The organism is Streptomyces sp. CA2R106 (assembly GCF_037034245.1).
In the GTDB taxonomy this organism is placed as follows: domain Bacteria; phylum Actinomycetota; class Actinomycetes; order Streptomycetales; family Streptomycetaceae; genus Actinacidiphila.
On the sequence record NZ_JBAGKC010000007.1, the window covers coordinates 70,253 to 88,762 of the forward strand.

Here is an 18,510-nt window from a genome sequence, read left to right on the forward strand (position 1 = left end):
CGCACCCGCCGAAACGGTGCCCAACCGGGCGCCGCCGCGGGGCCGGCAGTGACGGAAGTGGCCGAATCCTTTCGGAGGAGCCGGGTGCTCTGAGAGGATGCCCCTGCGGCTCGCGGCCGCCCTGACACGGCCGTAGGCAGCGCATTTCGCCCAGGCGGGGTGCCACACGAGGAGGCGGTGGTCTGCGGATCACCGCCTCCTCGTGCTGTCGCACCCGGCCGCGCACTGGCCGGTACGGCCCTCTTGACGCCGCTACGGCAGCGTCGCCACCACCGCCGCGTACGACAGGCCGGCGCCGTAGCCGAGCAGCAGCGCGGTGTCCCCGGAGGAGACGTCGCCGGCGGCCAGCACCGTGTCCATCGCCATCGGGATCGACGCCCCCGAGGTGTTGCCGCTGGTGACGATGTCCTTGGCGACGGCGACCCGGGCCGGCAGCCCCATGGACCTGGTCATGCTGTCGATGATCCGCTCGTTGGCCTGGTGCGGGATGAAGGCGTCCAGGTCCTCCGGCCGCAGGCCCGCGGCCTCGACCGCCCGCGTGGCCACCTTCGCCATCTCGTACACCGCCCAGCGGAAGACCCGCTGGCCGTCCTGGCGCAGGGCGGGGAAGGGGTGGCCGGGGTCGTCCCTGAGGGTGTTCCACGGCACGCTCTGCCGGATCGCGTCGGCCTGCGAGCCGTCGGCGCCCCACACCGCCGGGCCGATGCCGGGGGTCTGCGAGGGGCCCACCACGACCGCGCCGGCGCCGTCGCCGAAGATGAAGGCGGTCGAACGGTCCGTCAGATCTATGATGTCCGACATCCTTTCCACCCCGACCACCAGTACGTGGCCGCCCCGGGCCCGCACCGCGTCGGAGGCGAGCACCACACCGTGCACGAACCCGGCGCAGCCCGCGGAGATGTCGAAGCCCGCGGCCAGGTCGGCGCCCACCCGGTGGGCGATCTCGGTGGCGATCGCCGGGGTCTGGAGCAGGTGCGTGAAGGTCGCGGCGATCACGCAGGTCACGTCGTGCGGGGTGATCCCCGCGGCGGCGATCGCCTTGAGGGCGGCCGCCTCGGCCATCACGCCCAGCGTCTCGTCCGGCTCGGCCCAGCGCCGGGTCACGATGCCGGTCCGGGCGCGAATCCACTCGTCGGAGGAGTCGATGTGGCGGCACGCCTCCACGTTGTCCACGATCCGCCGCGGGCGGTACGCACCCACTCCGAGAATGCGGCTGTGCGGTGCCCCCATGGGCACGGCGATCTCAGCTTTCATGGGAGCCTTTCAGGCCATCGACCGGCCGGGAGGTCCACACCCCCGGCCGCGGCGCCCCCACGGGCGCCCCGACGATTCTCCCGCGCGCGCCGCCCCCCGGCGCACAGCCACCCCGGCACCGGACCACTTCGGCCACGGCGTCCCCGCCCGACCACGGGACTTGCCGCCCCCGCGGAACGAAGCGCCCGGCGCGCGCGGCGCGGGCGAACGGTTCCCGGCCACGGGCGCAGTGGCGCGCACCCCGGCCCCGGCGCGCGGCCGACGGCCGCGCGCCATACCCGCGGACCTGCGGTATTCGCCGTTCCGCGCAATCGAGTTGATCGAGTTCACGGAAGCGAACACGATTAAACAACATGTGCGCATCACGGTCCGGCAACGCATCCCCGGGGAGGCGTTGACGCCCTTCTACATGTGGCGTAGAACTACCCTGCGATTGCGATGGCGTTTCATCTTGGTGACTTCTGTTGGAAACGGATCGACGGACAGTGACGCCGCGTCAGGGCTCACCCGCCGGATTTCGCCAGCGGTACACCGGATACGCCCACACACACATGGAGGCACCATGTCGGAGGTCGAGTCGTCGGGCAGCACGGGCAGCCCGCTGTCCGCGACCCGCAGGAATCTGCTCAGGGGCGTCGGGGCCGCGGGCCTCACCGCCGCGGGCGGCGGCCTGCTCGCGGCGTGCGGGGGTTCCGACAAGAAGAAGTCGGAGAGCAAGCAGCCCGTTGCGGGCAGCACGGTGACATTCGGGTCGAACTACTCCGACCCGGCTGTCAAGACCGCGTTCGCGGCCCTCACCACCGCGGCCACCGCGGCGACCAAGGTGAAGGTCAAAATCAACACGGTCGACCACGACACTTTCCAGACAAACATCACGAGTTACCTGCAAGGCACCCCGGACGACCTTTTCACCTGGTTCGCCGGATACCGCATGCAGTACTTCGCCGCGCAGGGCCTGGCCGAACCGCTCGACGACGTGTGGGAGAAGATAGGCGGCAACTTCAGCGCCGCGGCGAAAAAGCTCTCCACCGGGCTCGACGGCCACCAGTATCTGGTGCCGATCTACAACTACCCGTGGGTGGTCTTCTACAACAAGAGCGAGTTCGCCAAGCGCCACTACACGATCCCCACCACCTGGGACGAGTACGTCGCGCTGGCGAAGCAGATGAAGAAGGACGGCCTGGTCCCGATCGCCTTCGCCGACAAGGACGGCTGGCCGGCGCTCGGCACCTTCGACATCCTCAACATGCGGATCAACGGGTACGACTACCACACCAAGTTGATGACCCACAAGATCCCGTGGACCGACCAGGGTGTGCACACCGTCTTCCAGCACTGGGCCGAGATCCTGCCCTACACCCAGACCGGCGCCAACGGCCGGCTGTGGCAGGACGCCGCGAAGACGCTGGAGGAGAAGAAGGCCGGCATGATGTTCCAGGGCACCAACCAGGTCGCCGCGCAGTACGTCGCGGACAAGGCCGACCTCGCCGACCTGGACTTCTTCACCTTCCCGGCGATCAACCCGCAGTGGGGCCAGGACTACATGGACGCGCCCACCGACGGGTTCATGCTCAGCAAGAAGGCGAAGAACTCCGACGCCGCCAAGGCGATCCTGGAGTACATCGGCACCGGCGCGGCCGAGTCGACGTACCTCAAGACCGACCAGTGGGACGTCGGCCTGGTCACGGGCCTCCAGGTGCCGACCTACGACGCGATCCAGAAGAAGTCGGTGCAGGAGATCGCCAAGTGCAAGGCGGTCGCGCAGTTCATGGACCGCGACTCGGACCCGGCCATGGCCAACGCGATGATCGCGATCTGCCAGAAGTTCATCGACGACCCGAGCACGTCCAACATCACCAAGCTCCAGCAGAGCGCGGAGAAGCAGGCGAAGGCGATCTACTCCTGATGAGCGCTACGTCCCAGGGGCGTACCCCGGCGGCGGTGTCGGACAAGCCCGCGGACTCCACGTCCCCGGCCCGGCGCCGCCGCCGGCGGTTGCGCACGATGACCGTCCGCGACCGGGTCGTGGTCGCGGTACTGCTCGGCATACCCCTCCTGCTCGACCTGGCCTTCGTCTGGTTCCCGGCGATCGGCACGGTGCTGCTGTCGTTCACCAAGTGGAACGGCGTGGGCAGCCTGCACGAGAAGACCTGCCAGCCGAACATGCCGTCGATCCTCAACAACGGCTGCTGGTACGGCGTGCAGAACTACCACCAGGCCGCCACCATCTACCCCGAGTTCTGGCCCGCGGTCCGGCACAACCTGCTGTGGCTGGCGGTCTTCGTGGTGATCGCCACCCCGCTGGGCATGCTCTTCGCGGTGCTGCTCGACCGCGGTCTGCGCGGCACCCGGATCTACCAGAGCCTGCTCTTCCTGCCCGTGATGCTGTCGCTGGCGCTGATCGGCATCATCTGGGAGTTCGTCTACTCCCAGAACTACGGCCTGATCAACACGGTGATCGGCAGAAACGGCGACAGCAACGCGATCGACTGGCTGGGCAATCCGCACCTGAACCTGTGGGCGGTGCTGCTGGAGGCGACCTGGCGGCAGGCCGGGTACGTGATGATCCTCTACCTGGCCGGGCTCAAGGCCGTCGACCCGACGCTGCGCGAGGCGGCGCTGATGGACGGCGCCAACCCCTGGCAGACCTTCTGGCGGGTGATCTTCCCCGTGATGAAGCCGATCAACATCGTCATCATGGTGGTCACCGTCATCGAGAGCCTGCGCGCCTTCGACCTCGTCTACATCACCAACAAGGGCATCAACGGCCTTGAACTGCTGTCGGTGCTGGTGACCTCGAACATCGTGGGCGAGACGCAGCGGGTCGGCTTCGGCTCCGCGCTCGGCGTGGTGCTCCTGGTGATCTCCCTGGTGCCGATCACGATCTTCCTATATCAAGCGTTCCGCCGGGAGGACACCCCGTGAGCTCCGAGACCCTTACCCGGCCGCAGGCGAAGGAGCCGCGGACCGGCGGCCCCGGCGCCAAGCCGCGGCTGCGCGGGCAGATCGCCTCACAGGCGTTCCTGATCATCGCCTCGGTGCTGTGGATCCTGCCGATCCTCTTCGCCCTCTACGTGGCGGTGCGCCCCTACTCCGACACCCGCAAGTACGGCTACGTGTCGATGCCGCACCACCTGACGTTCAAGAACTTCTCGGACGCCTGGTCGCAGTCGGACATGGGGCACTTCTTCTGGAACTCGGTGCTGATCACGGTGCCGGCGGTGGTGATCGTGCTGGCCCTGGCCTCGGGCGTCGCCTTCGTGCTGGTCCGGGTCAACGTCAAGGCCAACGTGGCGCTGCTGATCCTGTTCACCGCGGGCAACCTGCTGCCGCAGCAGGTCATCATCACCCCGCTCTACCGGATCTACCTGAAGATCCCGCTGCCGCACTTCCTGGCCGACAGCGGGCTGATGTACAACTCGATCTTCGGGCTGATCGTCATCAACGTCTCCTTCCAGCTCGGCTTCTGCGTCTTCGTGCTGAGCAACTACATGAGGTCGATCCCGGGCGAGATGTACGAAGCCGCGCTCGTGGACGGCGCCGGCCTGTGGACGCGGTTCTGGCGGCTGACGGTGCCGCTGTGCCGCCCCGCGCTGGCGGCGCTCGCGACACTGCTGACGACCTGGATCTACAACGACTTCTTCTGGGCGATCACCCTGATGTCCTCGGGCGACAAGCGCCCGGTGACGTCGGCGCTGGCCAACCTCCAGGGGCAGTTCGTGAGCAACCAGAACCTCATCGCGGCGGCCGCGATGATCGCGGCGATCCCGACGCTGGTGGTCTACCTGTGCCTCCAGCGGCAGTTCATCGCGGGCCTGTCGCTCGGGTCGAGCAAGGGCTGAGCACGAAACCGACGGGCGGGCCGACCGGGGGCTGATCGGGAGCCGGCCGGGAGGCCGGCCCGAAGCGACCCGAACCGGCGCGGAGCCCAACCGGGCGCGTCACGCGCCGTACGCCGCCAGCGCGGCCTGGAGCCTGGGCAGGTCCGGGCCGTGCGCGGCGTTCAGGCCGGTCAGCGCGCTGGTGCGGCGCAGCCGGTAGTCCACCGTGTTCGGGTGGACGTGCAGTTGCTCGGCGGTGCGCCGCCGGTCCAGCCCGCAGGCCAGGAACGTCCGCAGCGTCTCCAGCAGGTCCGCCCGGCCCTCCAGCGGGCGCAGCAGCGCGGCGAGCCGGTCGCGGGCCGGGCTGGGCAGCGTGAGCTGGTACTCCAGCAGCACATCGTCCAGCCGGTACAGGCCCGGCCCGCGCCCGCAGCCGACGGCGACCTGCCGCACCCGGGCGGCCAGCCGGGCCGCCCCGGCCACGTCCTGCGGCGGCGCGGCCACCGCCGCGGCGGTCAGCGGCGCGCCGCAGGAGCGCGCCATGTCCCGCAGCAGCCCGGCCAGCCGCTCGAAGTCGGCGTCGGCATCGGCGGGCGCGGCTGCCTCCGGGTGCGCGGCGGGCGCGGCCGGGACCAGCGCCACGCCCCCGTCGGGCGACAGCGCCGACAGCGCCTCGCCATGCGCCCAGCGGTCCAACTCCGCCCGCATCCGCCGCAGTTTGCGGCCCGCCGCGATGTTCGGGTCGACGCCGGGGGCACGCTCGTCCGGGTGCGGCGCGGCCGCCACGCTCACCACCCAGTAGCGGTCCGGCAGCCGCATGCCCGCCCGCTCGGCCGCCTGCCGCGCCGCGCCCCCGTCCAGCAGCGCCGACAGCAGCGCCTGGCGCGCGCTCTGCCGCTCGCCCAGTGCCGCCTGGCTCTCGGCGATGTAGCCGGCGAAGACCGACTCGGTGACCACGTCGAGGTAGCGCAGCAGCAGCTTCTGCGTGGCGAGCACGTCCGCGAGGTCGTCGGGCCCGGCGTCGGCCAGCACCTCGTCCAGGCACTCGTACGCCCCCAGGAAGTACGCCCCGACGACCGCGTCCAGCGGGATGTGCTCCTGCGCGCGGCGCACCGCCGAGCGGTGGGTCAGCTCCAACTGGCCCGCGGTGGGCGGCTGTCCGGTCCGCAGCACCTGGGCGAAGGAGCGGATGCCGCGGACGACGACCGCGGTGATGTCGCCGCGCAGCTGCTCGGCGGGCAGCGAGGCGTAGACCGGTATCCGCTCGGTCAGGCGGGCGACCACCCGCGCGGCCAGTTCGTGGACGGAGGTGACCAGGCGCTTGTCCAGCGGGGTGCCGCCGATGGTGATCGGAGCGGGCGTCGGAGCCGGCGTGGGGGCGGGCGTCGGAGCCGGCGTAGGGGCGGGAGCCGGCGTCGGGGCGGGCGTCGGGGCGGCGGGGCCTGGCTCCGCCGCGGGCTGCGTCGTCACAGGGCACCTCGCGGGTTGCGGGCGCGCGGGTCGGATCGCGGAGCCGTACGCGCCCCGATACGGGACCTTCCACTATTACCTACGGGTAACCCCGGTGTGAAGTGCCGCTCCCGGCTTTGTGCGCGATCACAACCCCGCGGGTGAAAGTCTGCGCCACCGCCCCAGGCTCACCGGCGGTCGGCCCGGCCCATGATGGCGTGGTCCCGTCCCGGCAGACCCGCCGTCCCCGTCCCCCCGGTCCGGCCCACCCGCCCCGCGCGCACCGGACCGCCCCGCGCCCCCGAGCCCGCCGAAACAGCCCCGCACCCCGAGCACCCGAGCACCCGAGGAGAGCCGTGCGCAAGCCCTACGCCCTGGCCGTGACCGCCGCACTCGCCTGCACCTGCATGTTCCTGCCCGCCGCTGCCGCCTCGGCCGCGGCGCCGTCCGCCACCACCGCGCCCGGCTCGACCGTGCCGGACCAGGACCCCTTCTACGCCGCCCCCGCCGGCATCGCCTCCTACCCGGCCGGGGCGATCGTGGACAGCCGCGCCGTGCCGGACGTCAACCTCTTCGGCATCTCCGTGCCGGTGAACGCCTGGCAGATCTCCTACCGCACCAACGACTCGCACGGGCAGCCGGAGTTGGCCGTCACCACGCTGGTGGTGCCCAAGGCCGCCTGGACCGGGTCCGGGAAGCGGCCGGTGGTTTCGCTCCAGACGCCCGAGGACAGCGTCGGCACCAGCTGCGCGCCCTCGTACCAGATCGCCACCGGCCAGGACGTGCAGGACGCCGCGCTCGGCGCCCAACTGCTCGCCGCGAACTGGGCGGTGGCGGTGCCGGACTTCGAGGGGCCCAAGTCGGTGTTCCTCGCCGGGCCGCAGGCCGGGCACGCCGTCCTGGACGGCATCCGCGCGGTCAAGGCGTTCAACACCGCGGGCGTCGGCTCCGCCAACCCCTGGGCGCTGGATGGCTATTCGGGCGGCGCCGAGGCGACGGGCTGGGCCGCGCAGCTCCAGCCGTCCTACGCGCCGGACGTGAAGCTGGCCGGTGCCGCGATCGGCGGGCTGCCCTCCGACCCGGCCGCCGTCGGGCGGTACATCGACGGCACCGCGTTCGCCGGCTTCGAGTTCGCCGCCGCCTACGGCATCTCCACCGAGTTCCCCGAGGCGGGCATCGCCGGGCTGCTCAACGCCAAGGGGCAGCAGGACTTCGCGTCCATCAAGGGCACCTGCGAGCTGAACATCCTGCCGGCCTACGCCTTCCGCAAGCTCAGCGAGGACACGTCCGTCTCCGACCCCTTCTCCGTCCCCTCGGTCGCGGCCGTCCTGCGCACCAACACCCTCGGCACCGCCGCCCCCGCCACGCCCGTGTACGACTACCACGCCGACACCGACGAGATCGTGCCCGTCGGCCAGGACAACACCACCGTCGACAACTGGTGCGCGGCCGGCGGCACCGTGGACAAGGTCCGCGACCTGCTCGGCGAGCACGCCGAAGAGGTCGCCTTCCGGGCGGTCTCCGTCGAGATCTTCCTGGCGAACCGCTTCGCCGGCAAGCCCGCGGACAACGACTGCTGACATCTCCCCCGCGCCCTCCCCGAACCCTCCCCGCGGCCGGTCGCACCCGTCGATGCCCGACCGGCCGCGGGGGCAGGTCCGCAGGTCCCCGCGGGGGTGCCCGCCGGGGCATAAACCCGTTGCGGGCGGGGGCCGGGGGGCCGAGGATCGGCGGCTGTGACACCTTCCGACGACGCCCCACCCGCCGCAGACGCCCAGCCCGCCGGGTCCGATCAGTCCGCCGTGCCCGCCCGACCCGCCGCGCCCGCCTCCCGACCGGTGGCGCTGGTCACCGGGGTCGGGCGCACCGTGGGGATCGGCGCGGCGATCGCCGCGCACCTGGCCGCGTCCGGCTGGGACCTGGCGTTCAGCTACTGGACGCCGTACGACACGCGGATGCCGTGGGGCGTGGAAGCCGGTGCGGCCGGGGCGGTGGCGGCCCAGCTGGCCGGACACGGCGCGGCCACCGCCGCGATCGAGGCAGACCTCGCCCAGGCAGGCGCCGCTGAGCAGGTGTTCGACGCGGCCGAGCGGCAACTCGGTCCGGTCACCGCGCTGGTGATGTGCCACTGCGAGTCGGTGGACTCCGGCCTGCTGGACACCACCGTCGAGAGCTTCGACCGCCACTTCGCGGTCAACACCCGCGCGAGCTGGCTGCTGGTAAGGGAGTTCGGCCGCCGCTTCGCCGGGCCGTACGGCACCGGGCGGATCGTGGCGCTCACCAGCGACCACACCGTGGGCAACCTGCCGTACGGCGCGAGCAAGGGCGCGCTGGACCGGATCGTGCAGGCCGCCGCGCGCGAGCTGGCACATCTCGGGGTGGCCGCCAATGCCGTCAACCCCGGTCCGGTGGACACCGGTTGGATGACCGGGCAGCTGCGGGCCGAACTCGCCGCGCAGACCCCCCTCGGCAGGCTGGGCACCCCGCAGGACACCGCGGACCTGGTCGGCTTCCTCTGCTCGCCGCGCGGGCAGTGGATCAACGGCCAACTGCTGCACAGCAACGGCGGCCTCGCGTAGGGCGGGCGGCCCGCCTGCCGTCAGGACCGGTAACTGCTCAGCTCCACCAGGTTGCCGTCCGGATCGCGCACGTACACGCTGGTGATCGGGCCGGCCGCCCCGGTGCGCTCGACCGGGCCCTCCTCCACCGCGACGCCGTGCGCGGCGAGTTCGGCGACGACCTGGGCCGGCGGCTCGGCCACGATGAGGCACAGGTCGGCGCTGCCCGGTGTCGGGCGGGCGGCCTTCGGCTCGAACTCGTGCCCCGCCCGGTGCAGGTTGATCTTGCTCTGCCCGAAGACGAGCGCCTTCCGCCCGCCGCGGAACGTCACCTCCGTCATGCCCAGCACGCCGGTGTAGAAGGCGACGGCGGCGTCGATGTCCCGGACGGTCAGCACGAGGTGGTCGAGTCGGTCGACACGCATGGGCCCCTGCACGGTTCCTTCCCGGTACGGCGGCTGCGAACGGCCCGCTGCGGGGCTTGCGGCCGACCCTATCCGCCCAGGCGGGCGCGGCCACGGCCGACCCGCGCCCCACCCGCCGTACGGCCGAATGGAGGGAATTGCCACGCATTCCGGCTAATCGTGGTGCGGGAGGCGCCTGGGCGGGCAGGAGCTAGCCGATCACCAGCACAGCAGCCACACCGACCAGCAGAACGACCGGCCCACCGCCCGTCCCACCAGCGCACATCGAGATCCCCATGACCGTCACCGCCGTCGCCAACCCCCGCGGCCACCCCGGCTACGAGGCGACGCTGCCCTGTGCGCCGCAGAGCGCACGCCCGGCGCGGAGCCTCGTCACGATCGTGCTGAGCGTGTGGGCACTGGACGACCTCGCCGACGACACCGCGCTGGTGGTGGACGAACTGGTCGCCAACGCCGCCCGGCACACCACCGGTACGCGGCTGCGGGTGTCGATCACCCGGCCGGGCGGCCGCCTCGTCCGGGTGGCCGTGACCGACCACTCCCCCGAACTGCCGGTGCTGCTGCGCCCCGACGAGCGCGACGAACGCGGCCGCGGCCTCCTGCTGGTGACCGCGCTCGCCACGTCCTGGGGCGCCGTCCCGCTGCGCCGCGGCAAGAAGGTCTGGGCCGAACTCGGCAACCGCCCCTGACCGTCCGCCGCTCGGCCTGGCACCCTGGCCGTCGTGGACCTGCGAACGTATGGCGTGGACGGCCGGCCGTCGGTGACGGTGGACGAACTGTGCGCGCGCATCGAGGAACGGGACGGCCGTGTCGCTGCGTTCGTCGGCGGCGCGGAGCCGACTGCCGCCCGGCGGGAGCGGCTGCGCCGCGAACTGGCCGACGTGCACGCGCGATGGCCGGAGCCGGGCGAGCGGCCACGGCTGTTCGGCGTGCCGGTGGCGGTCAAGGACATCGTGCGCGTGGACGGGCTGCCGACGCGCGCCGGGTCGCGGCTGCCCCCGCAAGTGTTCGCGGGGCCGCAGGCGGCCGTCGTGGACCGGCTGCGCGCGGCCGGCGCGGTGGTCGCGGGGAAGACGGTGACCGCGGAGTTCGCGATGAGCGCGCCGGGCCCCACCCGCAACCCGCACGCGCCCGACCACACCCCCGGCGGTTCCAGCAGCGGGTCCGCCGCGGCGGTCGCGGCGGGCATGGTGCCGCTGGCGCTCGGCACGCAGACCGTCGGCTCGGTCGTCCGCCCGGCGTCGTACTGCGGTGTCGTGGGCTTCAAGCCGACGGCCGGCCGCATCCCGACCGGCGGGGTCGTGCCCAACGCGCCGACGCTGGACACCCTCGGGGTGTTCGCCGCGACGCCCGCCGCGGTCGGCGCGGCGGCGGCCGCGCTGTGCGACGGCTGGCGGCCGGTCCGAGGGGCCGCACCCCGCCCACCGGTCTTCGGCGTGCCCGACGGGCCGTATCTGGAGCGGGCCGGGCGGCAGGCGCGCGCCGCCCTCGAACGGCAGGTGGCGGCGCTGGCCCGGGCCGGCATCCAGGTGCGGCGGGTGCCGATGTTCGCCGACTTCGCGGCGGTCGCCGACGACCTGTCCGCCCTCAACCGCCATGAGGCCGCGCGCAGCCACGCCGTGTGGTTCGCGCGGTACGGCGACTACTACCGTCCGCAGTCCGCGGCCACCGTCCGCGCGGGGCAGGCGGTCTCGCCCGCCCGGTACGAGCAGGCGCTGCGGGCCCGCGACGCCTTCCGGACCGGGCTGCTCGCCGCGACCGGCCGGGCCGGGGTGGACGTGTGGATCTGCCCGGCCGCCACCGGGCCCGCGCCGCGCGGCCTGTCCGACACGGGCGACCCGGTGATGTGCGGGCCGTGGAGCTTCGCGGGCTGGCCGTCGCTGTGCCTGCCCGCCGGCCGCACCGGCGAAGGGCTCCCGATCGGCTCGCAGTGGGTCGCCCGCCCGGGCGCGGACGAGCAGTTGCTGGCCTGGGCGGAGGCCGGCGCCGCGCTGCTCGCCCCGCCCGGGGAGCCGCCGGCGTACTGAGGCCGCCCGCACTCGTGGTCCGCTCGCCTCGTCCTGCGCCCACCCGTCTTCCGCCCACCTCGCCGTCCGCGCGCCTGACGCCCGCTCAGCCGCCCACGTACGCCGCCAGGTGCTCGCCGGTGAGGGTGGCGCGGGCCGCGACCAGGTCGGCGGGGGTGCCCTCGAAGACGATCCGGCCGCCCTCGTGCCCGGCACCGGGCCCGAGGTCCACGATCCAGTCGGCGTGCGCCATGACCGCCTGGTGGTGCTCCACGACGATCACGGACTTGCCGCTGTCCACCAACCGGTCGAGCAGCGCGAGCAGATGGGCCACGTCGGCGAGGTGGAGACCGCTGGTCGGCTCGTCGAGGACCAGGACACCGCCCTTGGCGGCCAGGTGCGTGGCGAGCTTGAGCCGCTGCCGTTCGCCGCCGGACAGCGTGGTGAGCGGCTGGCCGATACCGAGGTAGCCGAGCCCGACGTCGGCGAGCCGGGTGAGGACCGCGTGCGCGGCCGGGGTGCGCGCGTCCCCCGCGCCGAAGAACTCCCGCGCCTCGGCCACCGGCATCGCGAGCACCTCGCTGATGTCGCGGCCGCCGAGCCGGTGTTCGAGCACCGACGCCTCGAACCGCCGCCCCTCGCACACCTCGCAGACCGCGGCGACCCCGGCCATCACGGCGAGGTCGGTGTAGACGACGCCGGTGCCCTGGCAGGTGCGGCAGGCGCCCGCCGAGTTGGGGCTGAACAGGGCCGGCTGCACCCCGTTCGCCTTCGCGAACGCCTTCCGGATCGGGTCGAGCAGCCCGGTGTACGTCGCCGGGTTGCTGCGCCGGGAGCCGCGGATCGGGCTCTGGTCGACCGAGACGACGCCCGCGGCGGCGCCCACCGGGCTCTTCGCCAGCGCCCCGTGCACCAGCGAGCTCTTGCCGGACCCGGCGACACCGGTGACCACGACCAGCACGCCGAGCGGGATGTCCACGTCCACGTCCCGCAGGTTGTGCGTCGAGGCGCCGCGCACCGGCAGCACCCCGGTGGGCTCGCGCACCGTCTTCTTCAGCGCCGCGCGGTCGTCGAAGTGCCGCCCGGTGACGGTGCCGGACGCCCGCAGCTGCTCCACGGTGCCCTCGAAGCAGACGGTGCCGCCGGCCGGTCCGGCGCCGGGGCCGAGGTCCACCACGTGGTCGGCGATCCCGATCGCCTCCGGCTTGTGCTCGACCACCAGCAGCGTGTTGCCCTTGTCGCGCAGCCGCAGCAGCAGGCTGTTCATCCGCTGGATGTCGTGCGGGTGCAGGCCGACGGTCGGCTCGTCGAAGACGTAGGTCACGTCGGTCAGGGCGGAGCCGAGCTGGCGGACCATCTTCACCCGCTGCGCCTCGCCGCCCGACAGGGTGTTCGAGGGCCGGTCCAGGGAGAGGTAGCCCAGGCCGATCTCGGTGAAGGCGTCGAGGCTGTCGCCGAGCGCGGTCAGCAGCGGCGCCACCGACGGCTCGGCCAGGCCCCGCACCCACGCGGCGAGGTCGCTGATCTGGAGGGCGCAGGCGTCGGCGATGCTCAGGTCGCCGATCCGCGAGGAGCGCGCGCCCTCGCTGAGCCGGGTGCCGCCGCACTCCGGGCAGGCGGTGAAGGTGGCCACGCGGTCCACGAACTCCCGGATGTGCGGCTGGAGCGTGTCGCGGTCCTTGGCCAGCATCGACGTGCGCAGCTTGGGGATGAGCCCTTCGTACGTGACGTTGACGCCGTTGACCTTCACCCGGACCGGGTCGCCGTACAGGAAGTCCTGCAACTCCTTCGGGGAGAAGTCGCGGATCGGCTTGTCGGGGTCGAGGATGCCGGACTCGGCGTAGACCCGGACGGTCCAGAAGCTGTCGGACTTCCAGCCGGGGATGGTGAAGGCGCCGCCGGCGATCGACTTCGTGTCGTCGTAGAGCTGGGTGAGGTCGAGGTCGGAGACGGTGCCGCGGCCCTCGCAGTGCGGGCACATCCCGCCGGTGCGCTCGTAGGTCACCTTCTGGGCGGTGCGGGCGCCGCGCGCGACGGTCATCGCGCCGCTGGCGTGGATCGAGGGGACGTTGAAGGCGTAGGCGGACGGCGGGCCGATGTGCGGGTCGCCGAGGCGGCTGAAGAGGATGCGCAGCATCGCATGGGCGTCGGTGGCGGTGCCGACGGTGGAGCGGGCGTCGGTGCCCATCCGCTGCTGGTCGACGGCGATCGCGGTGGTCAGGCCCTCCAGGACGTCGACCTCGGGCCGGGCGAGGGCGGGCAGGAAGCCCTGCACGAAGGCGCTGTACGTCTCGTTGACCAGCCGCTGCGACTCGGCGGCGATGGTGCCGAACACCAGGGAGCTCTTGCCGGAGCCGGAGACGCCGGTGAACACCGTCAGCCGCCGCTTGGGGATCTCGACGCTGACGTCCTTGAGGTTGTTCGCCCGCGCGCCGTGCACCCGGATCACGTCATGGGTGTCGGCGGGAGGTGCCGCCGCGCCGGGTCTGCTGGCCGTGCTCATCGATACTCCGTCCGTCCGTCTGTCCGTCTGTCCGTCCGCTCCGCGGAGCCGCCGGCCGGGTCCCGTTGCCGGCTGATCACTCCTGTCCCCGATCCAAGCACCGGGGTCTGACAACGCCCGCTTCGGCCGCTTTTCCCGGGCTTGTCACGGCAGCGGGCGGCGCGACACGCCCGGGGTCGGACATCCCATTTGCGGGCATATGTCCGAACTGTCATTCTGAGGTGAGTCCAAGCCGAACAAAGAGGAGATGATCCCATGGCTTCGGAACTGACCGCCCCGGTCAAGACCACCGCGCTCGCCGCTGAGGTCGAAGGACTGCTCGACTCCGCTGAGGCGGAAGGTATCTACCGCGACACCCGTGAATGCAGTGGCGCGCTCCTGCTCGCCGCACTGCTCCTGATCTCGCCGCCCACCCCGCGCCCGAAGACGGACGCCCGCTGACGCGGCAGGCGACACGTTGGCCGAGCAGCCGCAGGGAGACACCTCGCTGAGCGCTGTGGTCGCCGACATCGCCACGGGAGTCGCGCTCGCCCTGGAGGGCGGGCGCGGCTCCTACGCGCTGTCGGGTGTCCTCGCGCAGGACGACCCGGTCGCACTCGCGGCCATCAGGGTCCTGGGGGCGGATGTGCTGGCGCCGTACGCGCCGGCCACCGGTACGACGGCACACATGGACGGCAACGGGCCCCAGGCCACGGCCGGCGGCGGAGCGGAGGGTGCCCGGCTCGCGGACGAGGCGATCGTCCGGAAGGCGCTCGCCGCCTATCCCCCGGCCGCGGACGCCTCCGACGTGTCCGTGTGGAGCTACCGCGGGCTGGTGGAGGCCGCGCGCGCCTTTCTGCCCGCCGGCTCCGGGGCCGCCGCGGGTCCCGGCGGGCAGGACGGCCGGCCGGCCGAACCGCGGGCGGGCACCGACTGGTTGCACACCGACCCGTGGCCCAAGCTCGCCCACCGCGCCTCCCAGCTCGGCGCGCTCTCGCTGCCGGGGCTGGCGCCCGCGCTCGCCGATGGGTTCGCCGCGCGCACCGAGGACCTGGCCCGCGGCTTCGTCCGCGCGGTGCGGCGCCGGGACTGGGTGCAGGCCGCGGGGATCGGCCGCTGGCTGGCCGGGATGCCGGACGTGCCCGACACGCTCGGGCTCGACGCCGGGCTGGTCTATGTGCTGCGGATGAGCGCGGGCGACCCCCGGGTGGCGCTGCACACCGCGGTGGCCCGGCGCTTCCACGGGCGCGGGGTGCGGTGAACGGCGGCGCGCGGACGGGCCCGGGTACGCCGGCCCCGGGCCCGGGTGCGCCTGCCGGTTCGCGGGGGCGCGGGCCGGACCGTTCGGCCTTCCCCGCGCGCCCGGGCGCCGGCGGCGAACGCCCGCACGAGGACGCGGAGTTGCTGGACCGGATCGTCACGGCCGCGCTCACCCGGGTCGACGCGATGCGCCCGTCCTTCCGGCTGCCGCCCGACGTGACCACCGACGCCGACCCGAACCTCACCATCAAACCGCTGGGCGAACTGGCCGAGTTGACCGACGTCATCCGCGGCTGCCACCCGCTGCCGGCCGTACGCGCCCTGGCCGACGACCTGTTCGGCTTCACCTGGCAGCAGACCGGTGGCGGTGAGCTGTTCGCGGAGCTGGTGCGCGGCGAGCCGCAGGCCACGTACCCGGTCGAGCTGTACGGCGTGTTCGCGCGGGCCGGGCTGCGGCACCCGGCCGCCGAGGAGCTGATGGCGGCCACCACCGGGCTGCGGCTGTGGCAGCTCGCGCGCGCGGACCACACCCGCACGCTCAACGTGCTCAACGCCGAGCGGCGGGTGGGCGTGCCGGAGCACGCCGAGTTCGCCGCCGTGCTGGCTCGGACCGGCCTGGGCGCCCGCCCCGAGCCATGGGCGCTGGACCTGCGCACCGCGTACGGCGTCACCCATGACGTCTTCCACGTCACCGACTGGGGCCGCGCGCCGCACCGGATGCCCCGGCTCCTCGCCGACTACCTGCGGCTGTGGCTGCCCGCCTGGACCGTGAACTGGGCCGAGGAGCGGCAGTGGGACCTGACCGGGGAGCTCCTCGCGGTGGCCGCCTGCATGCCGGGGGCGACGTACGACCCGGTGGCCTGGCGGGCGCTGGCGGCGGCGCAGAGGCCGGACGGCGCCGTGCCCGAGACCGGTGACGGCCCGCCCGAAGGGAGCTCGCCCGAGGCGGAGTTCACCGGCTGCTACCACTCCACGCTGGTGGCGGCGTTCGCCGCGACGCTGGCGCGAACCGCGCCCGCCGCCTGCGCCGGTCCGGCCGGTCCGGACGACGCGTACCCGTACCCGTATCCGGCTCCGGACTGGGGCCCAGGTCAGCACGCCTCCGCCGCCGCCTCCCCGTCCGCTTCTCCGTCCGCATCCGCCCCCGTCGAGAGCGAGGTCCTGCCGTGACCGCCGCGTCCCCCGCGCTGCTGCACCGTGTCGGCGACCAGGCGCTGGCCTGGCTGCACGCCAACCGGGAGCTGTTCCGCCTCACCGACGTCGACCGCGAGACCGGCCGCGGGCTGGTCGAACGCCTCAAGCCCATCGGCGAGTTGGCGATCAACATGCGGGTGCTGGCCCGCGAGGGCGTCGCCGGTTCGCGGCAGCACGACCTGTCGGTGCGGCTGCTGGACTTCGCCTGGCGGGACCTGCTCGACGGCGGCAACGTCCTGGCCGAGTTGCAGGCGCAGGAGCCGCTGTCCCCGGTGCCGTTGGAGATCTACGGCAGCCTGCACGAACTCGGCCACCGGCACCCGGGGTTGGAGTCCGCGATCGCTCTGGCGCGCACCACCGCGAGCTGGCAGGCCGTCGAGATGCTGCCGACCCGGCGGCTGGGGCTGCTCAACTCGGAGCGCAAGATCGGCCTGGTGCCCAGCGGCGACGTCGAACAGGCCCTGGCCGCCACGTGGCTGGGCCGCACCCCCGAGCCGTGGACGGTGCAGCTGCACATCGCCTACGACGTCACGCACACCGTCTTCCACCTCACCGACTGGGGCGCGGCGCCGGACCGGCTGCCGCCGCGGATCGCCGACTACCTCGCGCTGTACGTGCCCGCGTGGGCGGCGGACTGGGCGGAGTTGGAGCACTGGGACCTGCTCGGCGAGCTGCTCGTGCTCGACGCGTGCCTGCCGCGGCCGGTGCTCGACGCGCAGTTGTGGGAGCGGTACGCGGCCGCGCAAGCCCCCGACGGCGCGATGCCGGTCCACCACGGGATGCCCGACGGCAGTCCCGCGGAGGTCTTCGACCTGGTCCACCACCCCACGCTGGTCGCGGCGTTCGCGTCCGCGATGGCGACGTCCCGGGCGATGTCCGCCGGCGCCGCCGCGTGAGCGGGACCGCGGCGCGTACGGGCACCGGGGCCGACGGCCCGGACCTCCACGGCGACGCGGGCACCGGCGCCGACTCCGACCCCGGCACCGACACCGACCCCGACACCGCCACCCGGCTCCGGCAGGCGCTCACCGAGGTCCGGGCGCCCGACGTGGTGCTGGCCGTCTCCCGCGCCGGGCGCCGCACCGTCGCCACCGGCGGCACCGTGCCGCCCGCGCGGCCACGCGAATTGCTCCGCTACGAACTCGGCTCGCTCTCCAAGACGTTCACCGTCCTGCTGCTGGCCGAACTCGCCCGCGAGGGCGTGCTCGGCCTGGACGACCGGCTGGCCGCCCACCTGCCGGGGCTGCGCCTGCCGCACCCCCGCTCCCGCGCGATCACCCTGCGGCACCTGGCCACCCACACCTCCGGGCTGCCCCGGGTGCCGCGCGACCTGATCCCGGGCGCGCTGCTGCACCCGTACACCAACGGCTACGCCGGGTACGACCGCGAGCGGCTGCTGCGCGGCTTCGCCCGTACCCGCCCCGCGCACGCGCCCGGCCGCCACTGGCACTACTCCAACTTCGGGGTGGCGCTGCTCGGCCCGGCGCTGGAGAGCGCCACCGGCACCGGCTTCGCCGCGCTCCTCACCGAGCGCGTGCTGCGCCCGCTGGGCCTGACCGGCTCGGTCGTGGGCCTCGACCCGGACGGCGCGGTCGGCCACCGCCCCGACGGCCGGACCCCGCTGCCGCCCAACGACATGGCGGCCTTCGGCCCGGCCGGCGCGGTCAGCGCCACCCCGGGCGACCTGCTCTGCTACGCCGAGGCGCTGCTCTCCCCCGACTCCTCGGCCGCCCCCGCGGCCCTGCGCGCCGCGCTGTGCGACGTCCAAGTGCCGCAGCTGCGGCGCGGCTTCGGGCGCCGCCACACCCACACCCTCACCTGGTACCTCCACCCCGGCCCCGGCGGCCCCCTGCTCTTCCACGCCGGCGCCACCTTCGGCCGCCAGTCCTTCCTCGGCCTCCACCCGGCCACCGCCACCGCCGTCGTCGGCACCGCCACCCGCCACGACCGCACCTGCGCCCTCATCGGCACCTGCTACCGCCTCCTCCACACCCTCGCCACCCCCTCCCCACCCGCCTGACGGGGCGAAGAGGGCCCGGCCCCGGCCCGGTGGGGGCGGGG

General features: G+C 73.6%; 16 protein-coding genes. 12 read left to right on the forward strand and 4 right to left on the reverse strand.

The features are described from left to right. Positions 1 to 252: 252 nt before the first annotated feature. Complete coding sequence (locus WA788_RS12845; RefSeq protein ID WP_335976449.1) at positions 253 to 1,254, reverse strand: beta-ketoacyl-ACP synthase III; 1,002 nt, start codon at positions 1,252 to 1,254, stop codon at positions 253 to 255. A gap of 562 nt (positions 1,255 to 1,816) precedes the next feature. Between WA788_RS12845 and WA788_RS12850 the strand changes: the two genes are divergently transcribed. The 3 genes from WA788_RS12850 (at position 1,817) to WA788_RS12860 (ending at position 5,096) form a co-directional block, all read left to right on the forward strand. Beyond that, positions 1,817 to 3,160, forward strand: coding sequence for an ABC transporter substrate-binding protein (locus WA788_RS12850; protein WP_335976452.1), 1,344 nt, complete (start codon positions 1,817 to 1,819; stop codon positions 3,158 to 3,160). A gap of 98 nt (positions 3,161 to 3,258) precedes the next feature. Beyond that, the gene (locus WA788_RS12855; protein ID WP_435135920.1) at positions 3,259 to 4,179 is read left to right on the forward strand and encodes a carbohydrate ABC transporter permease; all 921 of its coding nucleotides are present in this window, start codon (positions 3,259 to 3,261) and stop codon (positions 4,177 to 4,179) included. A 68-nt stretch (positions 4,180 to 4,247) separates the two neighbouring features. Then, entirely contained in the window at positions 4,248 to 5,096 is an 849-nt protein-coding gene (locus WA788_RS12860) for a carbohydrate ABC transporter permease (RefSeq protein WP_335976916.1), read from the forward strand. A 99-nt stretch (positions 5,097 to 5,195) separates the two neighbouring features. On the opposite strand, the gene WA788_RS12865 is transcribed toward WA788_RS12860, so the two are convergent. Continuing rightward, the gene (locus WA788_RS12865; RefSeq protein ID WP_335976458.1) at positions 5,196 to 6,545 is read right to left on the reverse strand and encodes a PucR family transcriptional regulator; all 1,350 of its coding nucleotides are present in this window, start codon (positions 6,543 to 6,545) and stop codon (positions 5,196 to 5,198) included. 335 nt (positions 6,546 to 6,880) lie between these two features. Here WA788_RS12865 and WA788_RS12870 point away from each other — a divergent pair, with 335 nt between their 5' ends. Then, positions 6,881 to 8,104, forward strand: coding sequence for a lipase family protein (locus WA788_RS12870; RefSeq protein WP_335976460.1), 1,224 nt, complete (start codon positions 6,881 to 6,883; stop codon positions 8,102 to 8,104). A gap of 222 nt (positions 8,105 to 8,326) precedes the next feature. Continuing rightward, complete coding sequence (locus WA788_RS12875) at positions 8,327 to 9,103, forward strand: SDR family oxidoreductase (protein WP_335976918.1); 777 nt, start codon at positions 8,327 to 8,329, stop codon at positions 9,101 to 9,103. A 20-nt stretch (positions 9,104 to 9,123) separates the two neighbouring features. On the opposite strand, the gene WA788_RS12880 is transcribed toward WA788_RS12875, so the two are convergent. Beyond that, entirely contained in the window at positions 9,124 to 9,507 is a 384-nt protein-coding gene (locus WA788_RS12880) for a VOC family protein (RefSeq protein ID WP_335976464.1), read from the reverse strand. A 275-nt stretch (positions 9,508 to 9,782) separates the two neighbouring features. Here WA788_RS12880 and WA788_RS12885 point away from each other — a divergent pair, with 275 nt between their 5' ends. Together WA788_RS12885 and WA788_RS12890 are read left to right on the forward strand one after the other, a co-directional pair. Next, entirely contained in the window at positions 9,783 to 10,196 is a 414-nt protein-coding gene (locus WA788_RS12885; protein WP_335976465.1) for an ATP-binding protein, read from the forward strand. A gap of 33 nt (positions 10,197 to 10,229) precedes the next feature. Beyond that, positions 10,230 to 11,534, forward strand: coding sequence for an amidase (locus WA788_RS12890; protein WP_335976467.1), 1,305 nt, complete (start codon positions 10,230 to 10,232; stop codon positions 11,532 to 11,534). An 85-nt stretch (positions 11,535 to 11,619) separates the two neighbouring features. Here the strand turns inward: WA788_RS12890 and WA788_RS12895 are convergent, their stop codons facing one another. Beyond that, on the reverse strand, positions 11,620 to 14,016 hold the full coding sequence (locus tag WA788_RS12895) for an excinuclease ABC subunit UvrA (RefSeq protein WP_335976469.1): 2,397 nt from the start codon (positions 14,014 to 14,016) through the stop codon (positions 11,620 to 11,622). Positions 14,017 to 14,271: 255 nt separating this feature from the next. On the opposite strand from WA788_RS12895, the gene WA788_RS12900 reads away from it, so the two are divergent. The 5 genes from WA788_RS12900 to WA788_RS12920 all read left to right on the forward strand — a co-directional run bounded on the left by WA788_RS12900 (position 14,272) and on the right by WA788_RS12920 (position 18,469). After that, complete coding sequence (locus tag WA788_RS12900; protein WP_335976471.1) at positions 14,272 to 14,457, forward strand: hypothetical protein; 186 nt, start codon at positions 14,272 to 14,274, stop codon at positions 14,455 to 14,457. Positions 14,458 to 14,473: 16 nt separating this feature from the next. Beyond that, positions 14,474 to 15,256 carry a hypothetical protein gene (locus tag WA788_RS12905; RefSeq protein WP_335976473.1) on the forward strand — a complete coding sequence of 261 codons (783 nt, stop codon included), beginning with the start codon at positions 14,474 to 14,476 and terminating at the stop codon, positions 15,254 to 15,256. Between the two features lie 140 nt (positions 15,257 to 15,396). Further along, on the forward strand, positions 15,397 to 16,425 hold the full coding sequence (locus WA788_RS12910; protein ID WP_335976475.1) for a DUF6895 family protein: 1,029 nt from the start codon (positions 15,397 to 15,399) through the stop codon (positions 16,423 to 16,425). Then, the gene (locus tag WA788_RS12915; protein WP_335976476.1) at positions 16,422 to 17,345 is read left to right on the forward strand and encodes a DUF6895 family protein; all 924 of its coding nucleotides are present in this window, start codon (positions 16,422 to 16,424) and stop codon (positions 17,343 to 17,345) included. The genes WA788_RS12910 and WA788_RS12915 overlap by 4 nt, the downstream gene beginning before the upstream one ends. Continuing rightward, the gene (locus tag WA788_RS12920) at positions 17,342 to 18,469 is read left to right on the forward strand and encodes a serine hydrolase domain-containing protein (protein ID WP_335976478.1); all 1,128 of its coding nucleotides are present in this window, start codon (positions 17,342 to 17,344) and stop codon (positions 18,467 to 18,469) included. Before WA788_RS12915 ends, WA788_RS12920 begins: the two co-directional genes overlap by 4 nt. Positions 18,470 to 18,510: the final 41 nt, after the last annotated feature.